Origin of the sequence: Teredinibacter waterburyi (assembly GCF_001922985.1) — a bacterium.
Taxonomy (GTDB): Bacteria; Pseudomonadota; Gammaproteobacteria; order Pseudomonadales; family Cellvibrionaceae; genus Teredinibacter; species Teredinibacter waterburyi.
Genome location: NZ_MRUH01000121.1, coordinates 52221 through 72800, shown reverse-complemented (window position 1 = coordinate 72800; position 20580 = coordinate 52221). Strand labels below are relative to the sequence as shown.

General features: G+C 49.7%; 16 protein-coding genes and 1 pseudogene. 9 read left to right on the top strand and 8 right to left on the bottom strand.

Going from position 1 to position 20580, the window contains the following annotated elements; genetic code table 11:
* Positions 1-80: 80 nt before the first annotated feature.
* On the bottom strand, positions 81-1043 hold the full coding sequence (locus IDZ20_RS08580) for a helix-turn-helix transcriptional regulator (RefSeq protein ID WP_188151012.1): 963 nt from the start codon (positions 1041-1043) through the stop codon (positions 81-83).
* 528 nt (positions 1044-1571) lie between these two features.
* Between IDZ20_RS08580 and IDZ20_RS16505 the strand changes: the two are divergent.
* The 4 genes and pseudogenes from IDZ20_RS16505 to coq7 all read left to right on the top strand — a co-directional run.
* Positions 1572-2165 (top strand): annotated as a pseudogene (locus IDZ20_RS16505) (carbohydrate-binding domain-containing protein); the annotation flags it as partial.
* Between the two features lie 33 nt (positions 2166-2198).
* On the top strand, positions 2199-2675 hold the full coding sequence (locus IDZ20_RS16500; RefSeq protein WP_425443424.1) for a lysozyme family protein: 477 nt from the start codon (positions 2199-2201) through the stop codon (positions 2673-2675).
* 289 nt (positions 2676-2964) lie between these two features.
* Complete coding sequence (locus tag IDZ20_RS08570) at positions 2965-4527, top strand: SulP family inorganic anion transporter (protein WP_188151010.1); 1563 nt, start codon at positions 2965-2967, stop codon at positions 4525-4527.
* Between the two features lie 76 nt (positions 4528-4603).
* Entirely contained in the window at positions 4604-5239 is a 636-nt protein-coding gene (gene coq7 / locus IDZ20_RS08565; RefSeq protein WP_188151009.1) for a 2-polyprenyl-3-methyl-6-methoxy-1,4-benzoquinone monooxygenase, read from the top strand.
* A 109-nt stretch (positions 5240-5348) separates the two neighbouring features.
* On the opposite strand, the gene IDZ20_RS08560 is transcribed toward coq7, so the two are convergent.
* Positions 5349-5768, bottom strand: coding sequence for an OsmC family protein (locus IDZ20_RS08560; RefSeq protein ID WP_188151008.1), 420 nt, complete (start codon positions 5766-5768; stop codon positions 5349-5351).
* Between the two features lie 382 nt (positions 5769-6150).
* On the opposite strand from IDZ20_RS08560, the gene crp reads away from it, so the two are divergent.
* Entirely contained in the window at positions 6151-6786 is a 636-nt protein-coding gene (crp, locus tag IDZ20_RS08555) for a cAMP-activated global transcriptional regulator CRP (protein WP_188151007.1), read from the top strand.
* Positions 6787-6910: 124 nt separating this feature from the next.
* On the opposite strand, the gene trpC is transcribed toward crp, so the two are convergent.
* The 3 genes from trpC to IDZ20_RS08540 form a co-directional block, all read right to left on the bottom strand.
* Entirely contained in the window at positions 6911-7714 is an 804-nt protein-coding gene (gene trpC, locus IDZ20_RS08550) for an indole-3-glycerol phosphate synthase TrpC (protein ID WP_188151006.1), read from the bottom strand.
* Between the two features lie 79 nt (positions 7715-7793).
* Positions 7794-8819: an anthranilate phosphoribosyltransferase gene (gene trpD, locus IDZ20_RS08545; RefSeq protein ID WP_188151005.1), complete on the bottom strand. Its 1026-nt coding sequence runs from the start codon at positions 8817-8819 to the stop codon at positions 7794-7796.
* 101 nt (positions 8820-8920) lie between these two features.
* Positions 8921-9505 carry an aminodeoxychorismate/anthranilate synthase component II gene (locus IDZ20_RS08540; RefSeq protein ID WP_188151067.1) on the bottom strand — a complete coding sequence of 195 codons (585 nt, stop codon included), beginning with the start codon at positions 9503-9505 and terminating at the stop codon, positions 8921-8923.
* Positions 9506-10084: 579 nt separating this feature from the next.
* On the opposite strand from IDZ20_RS08540, the gene IDZ20_RS08535 reads away from it, so the two are divergent.
* The 3 genes from IDZ20_RS08535 (at position 10085) to prsR (ending at position 15889) form a co-directional block, all read left to right on the top strand.
* Positions 10085-12352 carry a DUF1631 domain-containing protein gene (locus IDZ20_RS08535; RefSeq protein ID WP_188151004.1) on the top strand — a complete coding sequence of 756 codons (2268 nt, stop codon included), beginning with the start codon at positions 10085-10087 and terminating at the stop codon, positions 12350-12352.
* Positions 12353-12447: 95 nt separating this feature from the next.
* On the top strand, positions 12448-14484 hold the full coding sequence (gene prsK / locus IDZ20_RS08530) for an XrtA/PEP-CTERM system histidine kinase PrsK (protein WP_188151003.1): 2037 nt from the start codon (positions 12448-12450) through the stop codon (positions 14482-14484).
* A gap of 34 nt (positions 14485-14518) precedes the next feature.
* Positions 14519-15889: a PEP-CTERM-box response regulator transcription factor gene (gene prsR, locus IDZ20_RS08525; protein WP_188151066.1), complete on the top strand. Its 1371-nt coding sequence runs from the start codon at positions 14519-14521 to the stop codon at positions 15887-15889.
* Positions 15890-16000: 111 nt separating this feature from the next.
* Here prsR and IDZ20_RS08520 read toward each other — a convergent pair whose 3' ends face one another.
* The 3 genes from IDZ20_RS08520 to rpe form a co-directional block, all read right to left on the bottom strand.
* Positions 16001-16762: a CpsD/CapB family tyrosine-protein kinase gene (locus IDZ20_RS08520; RefSeq protein ID WP_245792210.1), complete on the bottom strand. Its 762-nt coding sequence runs from the start codon at positions 16760-16762 to the stop codon at positions 16001-16003.
* A 152-nt stretch (positions 16763-16914) separates the two neighbouring features.
* A complete protein-coding gene (gene trpE, locus IDZ20_RS08515; protein WP_188151002.1) occupies positions 16915-18384 on the bottom strand; it encodes an anthranilate synthase component I in 1470 nt (489 codons plus the stop codon).
* Between the two features lie 225 nt (positions 18385-18609).
* Positions 18610-19326, bottom strand: coding sequence for a ribulose-phosphate 3-epimerase (gene rpe / locus IDZ20_RS08510; RefSeq protein WP_188151001.1), 717 nt, complete (start codon positions 19324-19326; stop codon positions 18610-18612).
* A gap of 75 nt (positions 19327-19401) precedes the next feature.
* On the opposite strand from rpe, the gene IDZ20_RS08505 reads away from it, so the two are divergent.
* Entirely contained in the window at positions 19402-20571 is a 1170-nt protein-coding gene (locus IDZ20_RS08505; RefSeq protein ID WP_188151000.1) for a DUF3530 family protein, read from the top strand.
* Positions 20572-20580: the final 9 nt, after the last annotated feature.

The window sequence follows — 20580 nt, the reverse complement described above, 5'->3', positions numbered from 1 at the left end:
TTTTAGGCACTCCCTTTTTATACAGTACTTTTATGTTTAACCTCGCTCTAGGAAACGCCCCCCAGCAGCGTTTAAAAACATTAAGAGTACAGGCTTAATGCTCCTCGCAATTTATCTTTGATGGCTTGTCGTAACGCGCGCGGTGCCAATACTTCCACGCTATTGCTATAGCGCAGTATGTCCATTATCAATTCTGCGTCGTGGTTGTAGGGAATTCGCAATAGGTAGTTTTTACCCTGCCACTCAAACGTTTGTTCCGGGTGCCATTGTTGGCTGGCAATTTCTCTTGCTACTTCGGGGTAGAACAACAGTTCTGCGGTGTGTTTTGGTTGCCCTGCAAATATGCCGTAGCTGCCGCTAAAGTGGGCGGCTAGTTCTTGTTCGCTTTTGCGAAGGCTTTTGGTTTTTTCAAATACTACCCGCTCTATTCTGGATATAGAGAAGGTTCGCAGCGCTTGACGCATATGGCACCAAGCATCTAGCTGCCAGTTTTCGCGGTAGTAAATGAGGGTTTGCGGGCTAAGGGTGCGGGTGCTGCGTTGGTGTTTGTAATCTATATATATAATGGTGATTTGTTTTTGCTGTATGAGTGCTTGAGCTACTGCAGTAAAAATGGCGGGGCGGGTGGTTCGCTTTCCTAGCGGTAGGTATTTTATGTTTTGGGTGATTGCAGCGGGGTCTATGTGGCGGGCTTTTAGAAGTTTGGCAATACTTTTTTCAACCACCCCCAGCTCTTCACTCACTAGCCCTTGGTTCATGTTTTGCACTATGTGAAGCAGGGCCGTTAGGGTTTGCAGTTCGTCGGCAGTAAGCCAAAGGCCCGGCAGTTCGAACTTTTCGTCCTGCTTTAGGTTGTAGTACCAGCCGCGCTGGTCGTCACTGTATTCCAGCGGGGCTTGCCAGTAATCCCGCAGTTTATGCACTAACCTTTTTGCGTTGGCTTCGGTACATTCAAGCTTTTCTGCAATGCGGGCGATGGGTACTGGCCGCTTGTGTGATGTAAAAATGCGGTGAAGCTGCTGAAAACGATCGAACTTATCCATGTTGTCCAACTTATTGATTATTTGTTGTACGTCAGCCCTTGGTCGGATTAGAGCATAAGGTTGCACGCTGCGCCAAGAGACTCGTGTTCGTGCCAAAACTTGAACCGGTTCCGCTTTTTAGGTCGGATGCGTCTATCAACGCCTTACGCTCATGAACTCTTGATGTTTGTAACCGGTTGCATAACTGTGCGATTATTCGGTTTCAGTTGCAGCAACTTTAACGCAGGCGAGGTATTTCTTACCTATCTGCAGGTGCCAGCTGAAAACAATAACAACAATAAGCTTTTATATTTTCACGCCGTCACCAATCCGTATTCTCGTCGTTTTTGTACTCGCTGTAAGGTACACCATAAGTTTTCTCATTGATGATGGTGGCTTGCTTGCCGTTCAACGGCTGGCGAAATAAAACATAATTCCATAAGAATCAAGTGCATAACCTAAAGGAGTTTCTTCATGAAACGCTTACTTATTACGTCTCTTACTCTCATTCTTGGCGGCTTCAGTGTCGCCACCTTTGCTCAGGGCCAATGTGATTGGTACGGCAGCAACCACCCTATTTGTAACAATCAATCGTCTGGCTGGGGCTGGGAAAATAATCAGAGCTGTATCGGCTCTTCTACGTGTGCCGAAGCGGGTGGCGGTGGCGGCTCTAGCTCGTCATCTAGCTCAAGCTCCTCATCAAGTTCAAGTTCGTCATCTAGCTCGTCGAGCACCTCCGGTGGCAGCGGCGGCCAGTGCAATTGGTACGGCACTAATTACCCACTGTGTAACAACCAAACCAGTGGCTGGGGTTATGAAAGCGGCCAAAGCTGTATCGGCTCTAGCACCTGTAATTCACAGAGCAGTAGCGGTGGGTCTAGTTCTTCTAGCAGCTCTAGCTCGTCCAGTTCTTCTAGCTCTTCTAGCTCGTCATCTACATCTGGCGGTTCTGGCGGAACCTGTAACTACTACGGTTCTAGCTACCCCATTTGCGTGAACGATAACGAAGGCTGGGGATGGGAAAACAATACAAGTTGTGTGAGCCCTGCGGAGTGTGCCTCTGCTGGCGGCGGTTCTAGCTCAACCTCTAGTTCCAGCTCAAGCAGTTCAAGTAGCTCTAGCAGCGGCGGTTCCAGTAGTGGTAGTTGCCCTAGCTCGCTTAGCTGCCCAAGCGGTATTGAGTGTGGCTGCTACACGGTTTCAGGGCTTGGCGCTAATAAGCAGGCTTACATCAATGCCGGTGCAGACCGTCGCTTCCTCGCATCTGCAATGATGGAAACCGAGGTAATGGACACCAACTACACCTATGGTGACGGTAAGAGCGGCGACGCATTTAACGCCGGTGCAACCAAGCAGAACTGGGGCATGATGCGCCAGTGTCACTCCGCTTGGACGAGTTACGGTTCTGGTGACTATGCGGTGTCAGATGCCATGAACAGCAATCGCAGTTTGGATGTACAGGTGTACAACGAATGCCGCAGCTATTTTGGCGATAATTGGTTTGCTGGTCACCGCAACGGTTCGTCTGGTTTGAGCAATCCAAACACGACTGACATCAACAACTTTAAGCGCGGCTGGCAGTGGACATACGACATGCTCAACGGCCACGAATCCGACAATGTGCGTTTTTGGGTAAGTATTCCAGCTATTTAAGTTGTACGGGGGCGGTTTAGCCCCCATTGCAGTATCTCCAAGTGGTTAGTAACAGCAGCAAGCAGTAGATATTTGATTTACCTCTTATTGTAGTAATTTGTAGTAATCATCACTTAAGGCTCCGCTTGCGGGGCCTTTTTTTGTGCGTTTTTTCAACAATGATTCCTCCCCCCTCTTCTGGTACAATGCGCCCCCTTTTACCGGCTGCGTTCGACGCCGCTCGGTTTGCTATTTGTCTTTAGTCTGAAGCGCTGTGGCGCTCTTTTCTCCCAATTGGGTCTGTTGTTTTATGTTTAATCTCATTACTCGCTCTACGCAGAATGTCCGTACGGATCTTTTGTCGGGTACCACTGTTGCTCTCGCTCTTGTTCCCGAAGCTGTCGCCTTTGCATTTGTTGCTGGGGTAGAGCCAATGGTCGGCCTCTATGCGGCCTTTATGATGGGGCTGGTAACCGCTGTTCTAGGTGGCCGCCCAGGCATGATTTCTGGCGCAACCGGCGCAACTGCCGTGGTGATGGTGTCACTAGTAGCCGATCACGGCGTGCAATTTTTATTCGCCGCGGTGCTTCTATCGGGTATTTTCCAAATCACTGCAGGCATACTTCGCCTTGGTAAATATATTCGTATGGTGCCCCACCCTGTCATGCTGGGTTTTGTGAATGGTTTGGCGATTGTTATTTTTCTGGCCCAGCTAGGTCAGTTCAAGATAGCCAGCGCAACCGGCGGCATGGAGTGGATGCAGGGCGAAACTCTTTATGTTATGGCGGCGCTTATTGTGGCCACTATGCTGATTATTCATTTTTTACCGCGCCTAACAACGGCGATTCCCTCTTCTCTCGTCGCTATTGTGGCAGTCACCCTAGCGGTACATTTTCTCGATTTGCCGGCCCGCTCGGTTATCGACTTTGTTCGCGATATGCTGCCAGCAGAAGATGCGGCCACAGCAACACTAGAAGGCGTACTGCCGAGCTTTGCGCTCCCCGTTGTACCCTTCACACTGGAAACACTGCGAATAATTCTTCCCTACAGTATTATTCTGGCAGCAGTTGGCCTGATCGAGTCGCTTCTAACGCTGACACTTATCGATGAAATTACCGATACTCGCGGTAAAGGTAATCGCGAATGTATCGGTCAAGGTGTTGCCAATAGTATTAATGGCGTATTCGGCGGCATGGGCGGTTGTGCCATGATTGGCCAGAGTATGATCAACATTAACTCCGGCGGACGCGGTCGCCTTTCGGGCATTTCGGCAGCGGTTGTATTGCTACTGTTGATATTGTTTGGCGCGCAATTAATCGAGATGATCCCATTAGCGGCTCTTGTCGGCGTAATGTTTATGGTTGTGCTGGGCACATTTGAGTGGTCTTCACTGCGTATTATTCGCAAAATCCCCAAATCTGACGCGTTTATTCTTATTCTGGTGTCTGGGGTTACCGTAGCAGCAGACTTGGCAATTGCCGTGATCGTGGGTGTAATTGTTTCGGCACTGGTGTTTGCCTGGAAGCACGCACAGCATATTCATGTTGAAACCTACATCAACGAAGAAGGCAGCAAAGTGTATGAGCTACGCGGGCCTATATTCTTTGGGTCGGTGGCTAATTTCAAAGAACTGTTCGATCCAATCAACGATCCCGATGATGTTATTATCGAGTTCCAGCGCTCGAGAGTAAGTGATCACTCTGGTATTGAGGCCCTAGATGGCTTGGCCGAGCGCTATATGCAGCAAGGTAAAAAGCTACACCTGCGCCACCTTAGTCCCGAGTGCGTACAACTTCTTAAGAAAGCGCGCGACCTGTGCGAGGTCAGTATTATCGATCCACATTACCGCGTTGTTAGCGACGAGCTTGGCTAAATACTAGGCTTATCTATCGACAGGTCTGCTATCAGCAGCTGTCGATACTTTGATCACAATGCCGAGGAGTATAAGGATGCGAAACTTAACATTTATCGACCAGCTTATTTGCGGTGCCGACCGCGCTCTTAGAACGCTTACTCCCGGCACGCAAACACTCACTCGCGCCATGCCGCAGGCAGACCAAACCGCAGAGTTGAGCGCTGAAGAAAAGCGCCATGCAGCAGGATTAATGCGCGTAAATCACGCAGGGGAAGTTTGTGCTCAAGCGCTCTACCAAGGTCAAGCTCTCACCGCCAAACTGCCAAAAGTACGCGCAGAAATGGAGCAGGCAGCCGACGAGGAAATAGATCACTTAGCTTGGTGCGAGCAACGAATCGAGGCGCTGGGCAGCCATACCAGCTTGCTCAACCCCGCGTGGTACGGCCTATCATTTGGCATAGGTGCCACGGCGGGCTTGATAAGCGACAAGGTAAGCTTGGGATTTGTGGCTGCAACGGAGCAGCAGGTATGCGAGCACTTGAAGCAACACCTGTCGGAACTGCCAGAGCAGGATGCAGAATCCCGAGCGATTGTAGAGCAGATGCTAATAGATGAAGCGAAACATGCTCATTCGGCGCTAAACGCCGGTGGCGCAGAATTCCCTGCCCCAGTCAAAACGGTTATGACGCTGGTCTCTAAAGTTATGACGCGTGCAAGCTATAGAATCTAAAGCCTGTTTGCTGCAATCACTGAGTTTGTTGCGACGAACACCTCTTACCTCCTCGCCCGACAACCTATTGTATTCAGCAGGATAGCTTCCTGCTGATACATTTAGGTTTCTATGCTTCTTGTACTTCGTAACTATGGGCAATTTCAACGCCAGCCGCTTCAAGCATTATAGAGGCCGAACAGTATTTTTCTGCGGAGAGTTCTACCGCCCGCTTTACCTGAGCGTCTTTTAAGTTTCTACCTTCAACAATAAATTTGAGATGGATTTTAGTAAACACTGCGGGCACCGCATCCGCGCGCTCTGCACTAAGTTCTGTGCGACACCCCGTTACTGCCTGCCGGCTTTTTTGCAAAATACTCATCACATCAAAACTGGCACAACCGCCCAGCCCCATCAATAGCATTTCCATAGGGCGCACGCCAGTATTACGGCCACCAAGGTCTGGGGGGCCGTCCATGACAACGCTGTGACCACTGCCAGACTCTGCTAAAAATTGTGCGCCATCTACCCACTTTACGGTTGCTTGCATAAGTTTAGTACTCGAAAAAATTTGCAGCCGTTGCCGCAAACAAAATAAAAAGATTGTTGAATACAGTGCCAAACTTGTCGGCACAAGAAGAGCGTGACAGCCTAGCACAAAACGCTATTCCGCTAAAATCTATGAGCCATGCAGCAACCTCGACGGCACTTTAAATAGCTAGAACTGCTAAGAGTCTATAGGGCGCGGTTCGGTAAAACCCGTTCACGGAAATGTGATTATTATCGAGAAACCAGATTAAGTATTCAGTTTTAACTATTTCTCAGGTTATACTCGGCACTGTACTTAGATGCCGTATATTCTAATAAAAACAAAGTGGTATAGGGATTACTTAAAACGGAATTGTAAAATTCGAAGAACCGAGGGTACAAAGTTGGTAGCTGTGTCTCTAACTCCCCACATACAAAATGTGGACGACTTTCTCTGTCATTGTCATCGGCGGCGTTATCCCGCTAAAAGCACACTTATTTACGCAGGCGATAAAAGCGACTCCCTGTACTACATCATCAAAGGTTCGGTTACCGTACTGATTGAAGATGAAGAGGGTCGCGAAATGATTGTTGCCTACTTAAATGACGGTGATTTTTTTGGCGAGATGGGTCTGTTCGATGCTCACGATGCGCGAAGCGCGTGGGTACGAGCGAAAACCGAATGCGAAATTGGTGAAATTTCCTATTCTAAATTTCACGAACTGAGCGAAAGCCACCCTGAATTTTTATTCGCACTCGGCTCGCAAATGGCGCGACGCCTGCGCAATACAACGCGCAAGGTTGGCGACTTGGCCTTTTTGGATGTAACAGGTCGAGTGGCTCGCACGCTGCTAGATTTGTGCAAAGAGCCAGACGCCATGACGCACCCAGATGGCATGCAAATCAAAATTACTCGCCAAGAAATTGGCCGTATTGTTGGTTGCTCTCGCGAGATGGTCGGGCGCGTACTAAAAACCCTTGAAGAGCAAGGGCTGGTGTCCGTCAAAGGTAAAACTATGGTGGTGTTTGGTACACGCTAGGTTAGGTTAAGGCCTCACGCCTTGCCGCAATTTACCTTATCAATAAAATAGAGCGTTGCTGCTTCAGCGCGGGCGCTCTACATCCCCAAGCACACACCCCATTCGATTCACTCTCTGCCCAAAACTAGGCCGTCTGAAATAGCTCGTTTAGCTTTTCGCCTGGCTCGTCCGCACGCATAAATGACTCCCCCACTAAAAAAGCATTTACGTTTTTAGCACGCATCGCCGCAACATCCGCGGCTGCTAAAATTCCGCTTTCTGTAACAACAATTTTATCTTTTGGTATTTGTGCCAACAGCTCAAAAGTTGTATCCAAAGTCACATCAAACGTGTGCAAATTGCGATTATTAATGCCAACCAACGTGTTCGGCAACTCCAAAGCCCACGCCAACTCAGCCGCATCATGCACCTCAATCAGTACATCCATACCCAACTCGTGCGCCTGGCTATTTAAATCGTGCAACTGCTGCTTTTCCAGCGCCGCCACAATTAACAAGATGCAATCAGCGCCGAGCGCACGAGCTTCGGTTACTTGATAAGGGTCGACAATAAAGTCTTTGCGAATGACCGGCAGCGATACTGCAGCTCGCGCCTCCTGAAGATAGCGATCAGCACCCTGAAAATAATCGACATCGGTCAACACCGACAAGCAAGCGGCGCCACCTCGCTGATAACTTTTCGCCAACTCGGCTGGATTAAAGTCGGCGCGAATAACACCCTTACTGGGGGACGCCTTTTTTATCTCTGCAATCACCGCCGACTTTCCTGCAGCGAGCTTGCGCTCTATAGCGGCAACAAATCCGCGCGCCGCAGGTTGCGCCGAGGCAAGCTGCTGTAACTCCGCTACGGAGCACTGCGGCTTGCGCTCACTCACTTCTTGATGTTTGCGGGCGATAATCTTTTTTAAAATTGTAGGGGTATCAGACACTGCTCTTTCCGTTCATGTTTATAAATAATGTGTTTCGCCAAGCGCGCTTTCGCCAACGCCGCGCAAAATAAATAAGGCTCTAGCAGTTGGTGAACTCCACCAACTCTTTTAACTTTTCGCCAGCAAGACCACTGGCGAGTGCATCCTCCGCCATAGCCACTCCCAGCGCCAAGGAACTGGCCAAACCGCTCACATAAATTGCCGCACCTGCATTGAGCGCAATAATGTTACTGGCTTTCTGCATCTGCTCAGTTTTTCCCCCAGCAAAAGCACCGCGAATTAGCGCGAGAGATTCAGCAGCTGTTGCAACCCCCAAGCCCTCCAAGTTGTCACTAGCCACACCATAGTCTTTCGGGTTGACCGTATACTCAGACACTTCACCATTTTTTAATTCGGCGACATGTGATTCCGCGGCAATCGAAAGCTCATCCAAACCATCTTTTGAATGCACAACGAGTACATGCTCACTACCCAAACGCGCCAACACTTGAGCCATAGGACGACAAAGTGCCGCAGAAAACACACCTATAACCTGGCGCTTCACGCCCGCCGGGTTAGTCATAGGGCCAAGCATATTAAAGATCGTGCGCATGGCTAACTCTTTACGCGGGCCAATAGCATGCTTCATTGCGCTATGGTGCGAGGGGGCAAACATAAATCCAACACCGATCTCTGCGATAGCTCGCGCCACAACTTCTGGCGCCACCCCCAGATTCACACCTGCAGCCTCGAGCACATCAGCACTGCCAGTGGAACTAGAAACGGAGCGATTGCCATGCTTTGCAACATGACCGCCTGCCGCAGCCACAACAAATGCGGCCGCCGTCGAAACATTAAACAGGTTTGCGCCGTCACCGCCGGTGCCACAAGTGTCGACTAAATTGTCGGCCCTCACCTCCACTTTAGTGGCTAGGTCCCGCATTACCATGGCCGCACCGGTAATCTCGTCAATAGACTCGCTCTTCATACGCAACGCGACCAGAAAGGCGCCTATCTGTGCGTCAGTTGCATGACCGGTCATCACCGCAGTCATAGCCGCCTGCATCTGCTCCTGCGTAAGGCTTTCACCATTAACAAGAGTTGCAATGGCCTGTTGAATATTCATGATCCCTACCTTTTTACATTCGTTATTGTTTTATTGCACCAGCCCCAAATCCTTGTCGTGCTGCAGCACAAGCTGTGCCACGCAAGAAACCAACGGTAACGCTAGCAAGTGGCTTTTAGAAAGTTTTCCAGCAGGCTGTGCCCGCACTCGCTCAATATAGATTCGGGGTGAAATTGAACCCCCTCAACAGCGAGGGTTTTATGGCGAACCCCCATAATTTCATCAACCTCACCCGCATCAGTTTGTGTCCATGCCGTGACCTCCAAGCAATCTGGGAGGGTATTCTTATCGATCACTAGCGAATGGTAGCGAGTGGCGGTAAGGGGGTTCGGCAAACCAGCAAAGACACCAGTGCTGTTGTGGTACATAGAGGACACCTTGCCATGCATAACCTCACGCGCACGAACAATTTGCCCCCCAAAAGCCTGGCCGATACTTTGATGACCGAGACAAATACCTAAAATGGGAACCTTGCCTGCAAAATGCTTAATCGCGGCAACCGACACCCCTGCTTCGTTCGGTGTGCACGGCCCTGGCGAGACCACAATACGCTCAGGGTTGCGAGCTGCAATCTCCTCAACCGACAGCTCATCGTTTCGGACCACGACCACATCCGCCTTTAGCTCACCCAAATATTGCACAACGTTGTAGGTAAATGAGTCGTAATTGTCGATCATCAGCAGCATGATTAATATCTCAAAGTATCTTTTGCTGCCAGCAGACGATGTCTGATGCCAGCCAACAGTAAATATGTGATTTAACAAAGAGCGCCATTATAGGCGCTATTCGTAAAATAGGGGTAACAGGTAAAGTTGCAAAAAGTGTCAGCTAATTTTACATACATATATTTTTCGTCGACTGCGAGGTGCTACCGCGGCGAAACAATGTTAATTTAGCGAACACCAATAATAAGCAGCTGCGAAAAACGACAATATCTTGTCGCTATAAAAAGCAAACCTGTACTAATTTTGTACGATATAAGCCGATTTACTGCACAAAACCACACCTCGGCGGCTAAAGTACTAAAGAGACGCAGAAAGCAACCTCGGGCAGAAACTCAAAAAACGAGACGCGCGTCACGACAAGGGCGGTATTAACGCACAGAAAAATCCCAGCGGAATGATTTGTGCATTATAAATTACACTAAAGCTTAAAACGTAATATGCAGTCCATTGAAATTGTTTTCGAAATATAAAATCAATATGACGGGCACGGACAAAGCAAGGCCTACAATCTCGCAACTAACGATAAAGAGCGTTAATTAAATGCCGCCAAAAAAAGAGAAGCCGGAACATCTCGAAGTCGTCTCAGGAGACGGTCGCAAGCGCGCCCACCCTCCACGAATCATCGAGCACATCCGTCAACAAGCACAAGACGCCTGCGGACGCCTGCTGGAACACATGTTCTCCGCGACTGACGATCTCTTTTACGATTTATCGAAGCGTGCCACTAGTAACAACGAACAAAACCTCTACTTCGAATCAATGCGTGAAATCCGCATCAAGCGACAGGGCGTAGCCTCGACCTTTACGCAAGAATTGAGCGCTGGTTTCGACGAGCTAGTTAGCGGCCACCAATCTGGGCACAGCGGATTCAACAACGCCGATGCCAACCCTAGCCAACTTTCAATTGTTGAGAGTGATGTTCTCGAGGTGGAGCTGGCGCTAAGTAACATGACTAGCCGCACTCGAGATAGCTATAAAGAAGAGCTATACGAGCTGACAATCCGCCTTGACCACCTCCTGCTCGAAGTGCGTGTTGCCGAAGAGAACAACCCTCTAGATCCCGAGTGTTTCGCCCAAGCGTTTGTAAAAGCTTGCGAAAGCCAACTCAAAATCAACATCAAAGCACGCTTAATTCTGTTTAAACTATTTGAAAAGCATGTCCTTAGGCAGCTAGGTCACATTTACTCAGACGCGAACCAAACCTTAGTCGATGCTGGGATTTTACCCAAAGTACCGCGCGGCCTAAACCGCAGCCGCAGTGCCGAAAGCGTTGCAGCACCAAGCACGGATACTCCTGTGCCATCTATGGAGCAAGCGGCAGAAAACACCGCCGCATCCTTGCAGTTTCAGCTCGACGTAAATGCACTTAGCGCTCTTATGGCGAATGTTCGCACTTCCGGCAACGCGGTTGCCAATGGCGGCACTCGCAACTCCGGGCCCTACACCTATTATTTATACTCCAGCAATCCTGGCCCTATCATGGCCTCCCCGCAGTTGAATTCGCTACTGACTCGCTCTCAGCCCGTTGTCGATAGACAGCTGTCCAACTTGTCACCAAAGAACATCATTACCGAAGTCGTGAACCAGCTGTTAGCCAAGCGAGACCCAGAAGTACCGCAAGCGCTAGAGCAGCCTGATGAAGACATCATCAATCTTATTGCGATGTTTTTCGACAACGTGCTCGCAGATGAAAACCTTCCTCTCGTTGTGCAATCACTGATATGTCGCCTTCAGATTCCATTATTAAAAGTAGCGCTTCGCGATCGCACGTTTCTCACCAACGAGCAACACCCGGCGCGCCGCTTGATTAACACCATCACCAGCGCCGGCTTAGCATTTGATGAAACCAAGCCGCTCGAGCGAGATGCGCTCTACCGCAAAATTGCAGATGGCGTACAAACCATCAACCGCCTCTACCGAACCGACGACTCAGTATTCGCCACGGTACTGGAAGATCTCGAAAGCGATCTCGCCAAAGAGAAACGCAAGGCTCGCCTAGTCGAACAACGTACGACTCAGGCAGAAGAAGGCAAGTCACGTATTCGTCATGCTCGAGCAGCGGCGCAATCAACGCTGTATCGAAAATTAAAAGATGAGCAATTGCCCGAAGCAGTCGGCAGCTTTTTAGCCAATACCTGGCTTCAAGTCATGATTATTACCCACCTAAAGCACGGTAAAGAAAGCACCGAATGGGTGGAAGCTGAAAACTTAATTAGCGACATTGTCTGGCTTTGCCAACCACGCTCCGATGTTCGCGCGCTCGCGCGTCGTGAACGCCTCCAACCAGAAGTGCTGCAACGGATAGAATCGGGGCTTGAAGCCGCAATAGACAACCCAGAAACACGTCAGGCCAAGGTTGACGCAATCGCCGAGACACTGATTTCTATTAATGACATCTCCGACGATAATGGCGGGCTTACGCCACTTACCGATGACCAGAAGAGCGCCCTTGGCAAGCTCGAACCCGACCAGAAAACCTGGGAGGAGATGACCGCGCTAGAACGCCAGCAATCGCGCTACGAAGAACTTTCCAACCGCTATTACTCGCAGGCCAAAGACATCCCCCTTGGCACATGGGTCGAATATCTCGACGAAGCCTCAAGCAAGCACGTACGCTGTAAGCTCAGCAGTAAGATAGATACCGATAGCTACATCTTCGTCAATCGCTTCGGCCTCAAAATTTTGGATCGGTCGCGTCGACAATTTGCAGTAGACATGCAATTTAAGCGGGCCAAAATTTTAGATTCTCGGCCGATGTTTGAGCGCTTAATGGGTAAAGTCGTCACTCATCTAAAACAAGCCGCCTAAACCCAAAACACCAATTGCTGATCGCTGCGTCTACCCTTCTCAGCGACAGCGGTTAGTGCTTATAAAAAACGTTCAACGATAGCTAGAGTGATTTAATGGAGTTCAGTAACGTAACCCAAACGGCATTTGCGAGCGCCGCGATATTGTCGCTTATTCTGTGTGCAACCCTGATTACTCTTTCAAAACGCACCCGTCTACATTGGTCCTTCCCCTTAGCCATCCTCTTTCAAACTCTCTGGCTTGCTAGCGTCCCCCTTACTTCGCAAATACCCCAACTAGGGGCCGCACATTTACTCTGCTTAGAAACACTTCACTACGCTGCTTGGATGTTCGCACTAATTAAAAATACCGAAGTGTTCTGCCGAAGTAACATGCCCCTTATCTTTCGCTCGGCAGTTTATGGTATATCAGCCGCCGCAATAGTGGGCAGCATCTTCGTTGGCAGTACAGACCTGCTCGAAAGTCACATCGAAAAATTTATTATTTGGCAAGGCATTGCTTTCTCTATTCTTGGGCTACTCTGCCTAGAGCAACTCTACCGTAACGTTGTCAACTACCGTCTTATTAAACTGATCTGCCTTAACCTCGCTATTGTATTTGCCTTCGACGCCTATTTATTTTCGCAGAACCTTATATTCCCGCAGCTTAATTCAGACCTTTGGCAGGCACGCGCAGCCGTTGCCATGGCAACGAGTGTTTTTATGACCATCGGTGTTGCCGTTTTAAATCAGCCATCGATGCAATCCGCCCGGATTACCTTTTCCCGACCGGTAGCGTTTTACACCACATCCCTAACAATCGCTGGCGGCCTACTAACCATTCTCTCTATCGGCGGCTATTACGTAGAACTCTACGGGGGCAGCTGGGGAACCATTCTCTACACTCTTGTCCTTGTGTGTGGCGTGATAGCGGTCGCAGCGGTATTTGTCTCCCACACGGTTCGCGAACGCATGACCGTGTTAATTAACAAACATCTGTTCAGTCATAAATACGACTACCGAGCCGAGTGGTTAAAACTTATTAATCAGCTATCCCAGCCCACCGAGCCGCAGATGATTCACACCCGCGCTCTAAAGGTCGTAGCCAACTTATTCAAGTGTAATTCTGGGGCGCTCTGGCTGAAACGTGGCAAGATACTGGTGCCCGTACAGCAGTACAATTTAAATCTCGATGTAAGCGAAATGGTCGAGCCAGATTCCAGCTCATTCTGTCGAGAGCTTGAACAGGAGTGGGTTTTTTCACCCAATTCATTAAGCCACGCTCTGGCACAACATAATGATCAACTACCTGGCTGGGTTGCCAGTGTAGATGGTGTATGGCTCATTATTCCGCTGATTAATGAGCGTAGTCTGCAAGGCTTTATGATTTTAACTGCACCGCAAAGCCGTGCCTCATTGAACTGGGAAGATCTCGATCTTATCAAAACAGTCGGGCGACAGATTGCCAGCTACCTTGAGCGCCATGAACAGTCTGAACTGTTAGCCGAGTCGCGTCAGTTTGACGCATTTAACAAGTTATCCGCTTATGTAATGCATGACTTAAAGAATTTAATCGCACAGCAATCATTAGTGGTTAAAAATGCCGAAAAGCACAAAGATAATCCGGCCTTCGTAGACGACACCATTCACACGATTAACAATTCTGTTACGCGAATGAATAATCTATTGCGTAAGTTACAGCACAACGAGCCGGAAGAAATTAAAGTATTGTCGGTGAAGCAGGTATTACTGGACGCGGTTAAGCGCTGTCAAAAATCAAAGCCTGTACCCACACTCATGACGAACTTTGAAGACTGGAAAATCAAGGCGGACTACGATAGTTTGGTGATGGTTTTTACTCATATCATTCAAAATGCGCAGGATGCCACCAGCACCGAAGGCTATATCGACATCTCTGCGGAACTGGAAAGTAAAATTTTAAGTATTCGAATAGAAGATAACGGCTCGGGTATGGATGCCGACTTTATTCAAAATAGACTTTTCAAACCATTTGAAACGACGAAAACAGGTAAAGGGATGGGAATAGGTATGTTCCAAGCGAAAGATTACACCCAAAATCTTGGCGGTAACATCGCAGTGGAGAGTTCTGTAGGTGAAGGTACAACCTTTATAATCACTCTCCCCCTTTTGTAAAACACACGGCGTTGAAACGTCTGACTAGAAGCTAATAATGAAATCTGACGACAAACAGAAACTGTTGATAATTGAAGATGATCTTGGTCTGCAAAGCCAATTACGCTGGCATTTCGACCAATACGAAGTCGTTTTGGCGGGCGATCGCGAAGAAGCCATTGCTGCCGTTCGACTACATGAGCCGCCTATTATTTTGCAAGATCTCGGTCTCCCACCCGATGACGAAGGCGTGGATGAGGGCTTCCGCTGCATCCGAGAAATTTCCAACCTGCACCCCGCTGCAAAAATTATTGTGATGACAGGCAACGCCGACTACGAAAATGCCGTGCGCGCCGTCGCCATGGGCGCTTACGACTTTTACCAAAAGCCAGTCAACCCAGAAACGCTCGACCTGATCTTACAGCGCGCCTACCACATCCATAATTTGGAAGAGCAAAACAGACGTTTACAAGAGCAACAACAAGCGCCACTCGACGGCGTGGTTGCCTGCGATCCGGTGATGCTTAAAATATGTCGAACCATTGAGAAACTTGCCCCCTCCGACGTGACCTGCACCCTCACCGGCGAAAGCGGAACGGGTAAAGAAGTGTTGGCTCGCGCACTTCACAATTTGAGCCCACGCAAAGATCAGCGCATGGTTGCCATCAACTGTGCGGCTGTGCCTGAAAACCTGATGGAAAGCGAACTATTTGGCTACGAAAAAGGTGCGTTTACGGGCGCCAACAAACGTACCTTAGGCAAGGTCGAAACCGCAGGGCAAGGCACTCTATTCCTTGACGAAATTGGCGATATGCCGCTTTCACTACAAGCGAAATTGCTGCGTTTTTTACAGGAGCGAGTTATCGAGCGAGTCGGCGGTAGAGAGGAGATCCCTGTAGACGTTCGCGTTGTTTGCGCGACCAATAAAGATTTACACAAAATGGTTGCCGATGGCTCATTCCGCGAAGACCTGTATTACCGCATCTGCGAAATGGAGATTCAGATTCCGCCATTGCGTGATCGACAAGGCGACAAGATGCTACTCGCACGACACTTTTTACGGAAAACGATAGAGCAAACCAAAGCCCCTGTGACCGGTTTTGCATCTGAAGCGATCGAAGCCATTGAGGCTTATCAGTGGCCCGGAAATATTCGCGAGATGGAAAACCGCATAAAACGCGGCGTGGTCATGTGTGATGACAAGCAAGTGTCGTCGGAAGACCTAGGCTTGGTTTCAGAGGAAAGTTTGAACCTGAATTTGCGGCAAGTACGTTATAACGCCGAGCGTGCGGCAATAATTCGGGCACTGACAATGACCGAGTCAAATGTTTCTGCGACGGCAAAATTACTTGGAGTTACTCGGCCAACACTCTACGACCTAATGAAAAAATACAACATTCAGTCGGATAAGTTACAGGATGTGTAGATTTATTTGCAGCTAAGATACAAAGCGCTCGAGGTATGAAACCTGTTGAGCGCTGGCCCCAACTGGATCCGCATGAAGTTGCGATCCTAACCTTAGCCGTAACGGCCAAGCCTAAGACGGCGATTGATTGTTGTAAACCAGTGCCGCAATTTTGTCTTCACCCACAGATTCAATCGCCATTCTCAGTTGTGGTTCGCTAACGAGTCCAGTTGGCACCACCAGTAAAACCAAATCACACAAACTCGCAAGAATACGTGCGTCAGCTGAGTACTCGCTTATTGCGGGGGCATCCAGCAATATAAAGCGATCGTTATAACGGCTCCTTAATTCATTTAAGAAGGTGTGCATTCGAGGCGTTGTTAGTCGTTCGGTTGCGCCCTCGGTGTTTCTGCCAACGGGAATCATGCGCACCCGAGGAATGCCGGAAGCATAAACGATAGATTCGCAGCCCAGTTCCTCATCGTCAAGGTAATCGGTCAAACCCAACTCAGCTTCGGTGACGATCAGCTCTTGCATCGTTGGCGCATAGAAGTTCGCATCCACAACCAACGCCGTGCGCGTACGGTCCAGTGCGATTGCGGCGGCTAGGTTTTTAGCGACGTAAGAGCCGCCGCCATCGGGAACCACCGAGGCCACCATACAAACAAAATTCTTTCCTTTGGCTTTATCGTAAATACGCGTTCGCAAATCCCGGAATACTTTCAAAAGCTCGGAATTGGGACAACCCTGGTACAAAATCTTAAATCGATCCAATTCGGAACGGCTGAAACGGTGGATTTCAGACATCTTGTCGATTTGCCCACTCCGCGCCGGCTTTTTAACCACGGCTTCGACAGATGACACCTTACCCAGACTTGTGACCTTGGTTTCCAAGATAATTCCCCTGCTATTACGGTTTGAGAATTGAGGTGGTCGCGCCCGCGACTCACCCGACTGCAACCCAAACGGACCCTACTGGCTTATTTATAACCAACATTAACAGCGCCACTATACCTCGGCGCTGTATAAAGGTTAACCGCTTTTGACTACTGTGCCCAATCCAATGCTGAAAACAAAGCACGCGCTTTATTCATAGTTTCTTTCCACTCCAGTTCAGGAATCGAGTCGGCGACAACGCCGGCTCCCGCCTGAACGTAAAGTTTTTCGTCCTTTAGCACCGCCGTGCGGATGGCAATCGCAGTATCCATATTGCCATTCCACGCCAAATACCCCACTGCGCCGCCATAAATCCCACGCTTGACCGGCTCAAATTCGTCAACAATCTCCATAGCGCGGATTTTTGGCGCTCCGGAGAGTGTTCCTGCGGGTAAAGCCGCCCTAAGTACGTCAATGGCATCCATTCCCGCCTTGAGCTGGCCAGTAACATTGGATGTTATATGCATTACGTGCGAAAAACGTTCCACAACCATTTTTTCGGTGAGTTTAACTGAACCTATTTCGGCTACACGTCCTACGTCATTGCGACCCAAATCGATCAACATCAGGTGCTCGGCAATTTCTTTAGGATCGTTCACTAGCTCTACTTCTAGTGCCTTATCTTCCGCTTCGCTATAACCACGACGACGGGTGCCGGCGATTGGTCGCACGGTCATTTCCCCGTCTTCTAAGCGCGCCAAAATTTCGGGGCTGGAACCTACCACATGGTGATCCCCCAAATTCAGAAAATACATGTAAGGAGACGGGTTCAAGCAACGCAAAGCGCGGTAGAGGTTAATGGGCTCGCCGTTATAGTCGTGGCTCAACCGCTGAGAGATCACCACCTGCATAGTGTCGCCAGCCAAAATATAATCTTTAATGCGGTCGACATCGGCCATAAAACGATCACGGCCGTAACTCGACACAAAATTGGCTTCACTTTTATAGTTGCCAGGATTTGATCGCATCGCGGGCGCATGGGGAACCACGGCGGCCAAACGCTGTTCGAGCATATCTAGACGTGCCTCGGCATCGGCAAGGGCGCCGTCACGAGCCGGATCTGCGTGTACCACTATGTGCATTTTTCCACGCAGATTATCGAACACCAGCACCTCTTCTGAAATCATCAGCAGGATATCCGGCGTGTTTAGCTCGTCGGGCGGTGTCGACGCGGCAAGTTTCGGTTCGACATAGCGCACACAGTCGTAGGCAAAATAGCCAACTAGGCCGCCACTGAAATTCGGTAGGCCTTCCAACTCGGGTACTTGGTAGCGCTGCTGAAACTGTCGCACGAATTCAAGCGGGTCGTCGCTTTGAATCTCATCGATAATTTTGCCATCAAGGATGTGAGAAATTTGATTGCCGCGCGCTTCTATACGCTCTGAAGCTGGCAGACCGATAATCGAATACCGCCCCCACTTTTCGCCGCCCTGTACAGATTCAAACAAGTAGGAATAAGGACCACTGGCAAGCTTTAAGTAACTGGATAGTGGCGTTTCAGTATCAGCCAGTACTTCGCGTGTTACGGGGATACGGTTGTAGCCCTCGCCGACAAGCTGGGTAAACATTTCGGGAGTCATGGTGGAATCTCTTTCTAAAAATCTAAGCTAAAGACCAAGCATTGCAAGCGGCTCAAACGCACTTGGGTAGCGACAATAACAGAGCGGCTTTCAGCGCTGAACAGTGACGCGCCGATACGGCGGCGCTAGGCATCTAGCTGGCGCCAGCGCTCGATGAATAAAAACCCAGAAATGAAATGACGTTTGAGCATCATAAGAATGGATATAGCCTAGTTGTTTTAAACATTAATCAACAGATGCCAGTTTATCACGCATTTGCGCGATCGCTGCGCGATAATCCGGCGCACCAAAAATAGCGGAACCGGCGACAAACGTATCTGCACCGGCAGCGGCTAACGCTGCAATGTTTTCAGCCGTCACACCGCCGTCAACCTCTAGGTGAGTCGATAGCCCGCGCGCATCAATTAGTTCGCGTGCACGCGCGACTTTATCGAGCACGTAGGGTAAAAATTTCTGGCCGCCAAAACCTGGGTTTACCGACATGAGTAACAGCATATCGAGCTGATCCAACACAAATTCAATGCCATCAAATCCCACCGCAGGGTTCAGTACCAACCCCGGTTTACAGCCCTTGTCGCGAATTAGTTTTAGCGAGCGATCTAGGTGGCGGGTAGCATCGGGATGAAAGGTAATGTAGGTGGCCCCCGCATCGGCAAAGCCGCTAATCAGGTCGTCGACTGGCGTCACCATCAAATGTACATCGATGGGTGCGGTTATGCCGTAGTCTCGCAGCGCCTTACACACCATCGGCCCAAAACTAAGGTTGGGCACGTAATGATTGTCCATCACATCAAAGTGAATAATGTCGGCGCCAGCGTCTAATACGGCGGCGGCTTCTTCACCAAGCCGTGCAAAATCGGCCGCAAGAATAGAAGGTGCTATCCTGTAATGAGGAGCAGTTTGTTCTACATTCGCTAAAACTGAGACGTTCGATGTAACCATTGTTGCAACCTTGGGATTTCATTAAACCTGTAAGCCAGCATCTGGCAAAAATTATCTGTGGCTATTGTACTGAATATGACAACTTCTCTAAACACCTATAGTACCCGTATCGGCCGCCGCTTCGTCCAACGCTATAACACGCTCTTAATTAGTGTCTGTATGAGTCTGGCTAGCGCTGGATTAGCGCAAGAGCCCCCGCCCGCAAACAATACTCCAAATTCAGAATCAGCAGCCGCTGCTAGCACCAAACCTACACCAATCAAGCGCTCTCCCGCCAACCCAACCCTAAGCCAAACGCGATTACTTAAACAGGAGTTAGTGGGGCAGGGTTTGGTGGAACTCAATGCCGCAGGCAAGACGTTTCTCAGCCTCTGGCAAACAGAGACCAGCGGTGAACCCTTTGGTGCCGTGTTGATATTGCACGGCGCGGGGCAAACCTTAAATTCACCGGATGCTATTTCCCAGCTGCGTTCGGAGCTATCAGACCATGGCTGGACTACACTGTCCGTCGCTTTGCCCGATCCAGCGCAGACACAACCGAGCGCCCGTATCTTGCCAATCGTCACCGCGAACGACAACAAAGTACCGCCTGATGATTCTTCAACCGTACCCGCAGTCGCACCAGAGGATGAGGCCTACGAACCGCCCACAGAACCTCCGCCCGGTACGACCCAAGAACTAGCAAAAGACGAAACTCAACAAACACAGCAGCGAGAATCTGATGACGCTATCGCCCTTGAGCTAGAAGTTCAGGCTCGGATTAAAGCCGCAATGGAATATCTAAACTCACGAGGACAATACAATATTGTACTGTTAGGTCAGGGGCTCGGCGCCGCACGCGCGGCCGCCTACTTGGAAGCCGTGACGCCGCCGGAATTAACCCTGCCACCGGGGTCGCAAAAAAACAAACGAAACCACTCAAATGTGCAGCGGCCAATCCGCGCCTTAGTTCTGGTAAACCCCCGCAACATGTTGCCTAGCGGCGAACAAGAGCCAATGCTGGTTGAACGCATACTAGACCGTCAGTTACCGATATTGGATATTTTTTATAACCTCGATTACCGCGACAACATAGAAGCGGCGGCGCGCCAGCGCGCGGCGAAACAACAGCAGTTAAGCGGCTACCGACAGTTACAACTCATCTGGCCAACCCTCGAGCGCGAGAACCAACATAGCCAACTGGCAAAACGAGTGCGCGGCTACCTTTATAAAAATGCACGCGGTGTTGAGATCGGGAAGCGCTAGAGATTAATC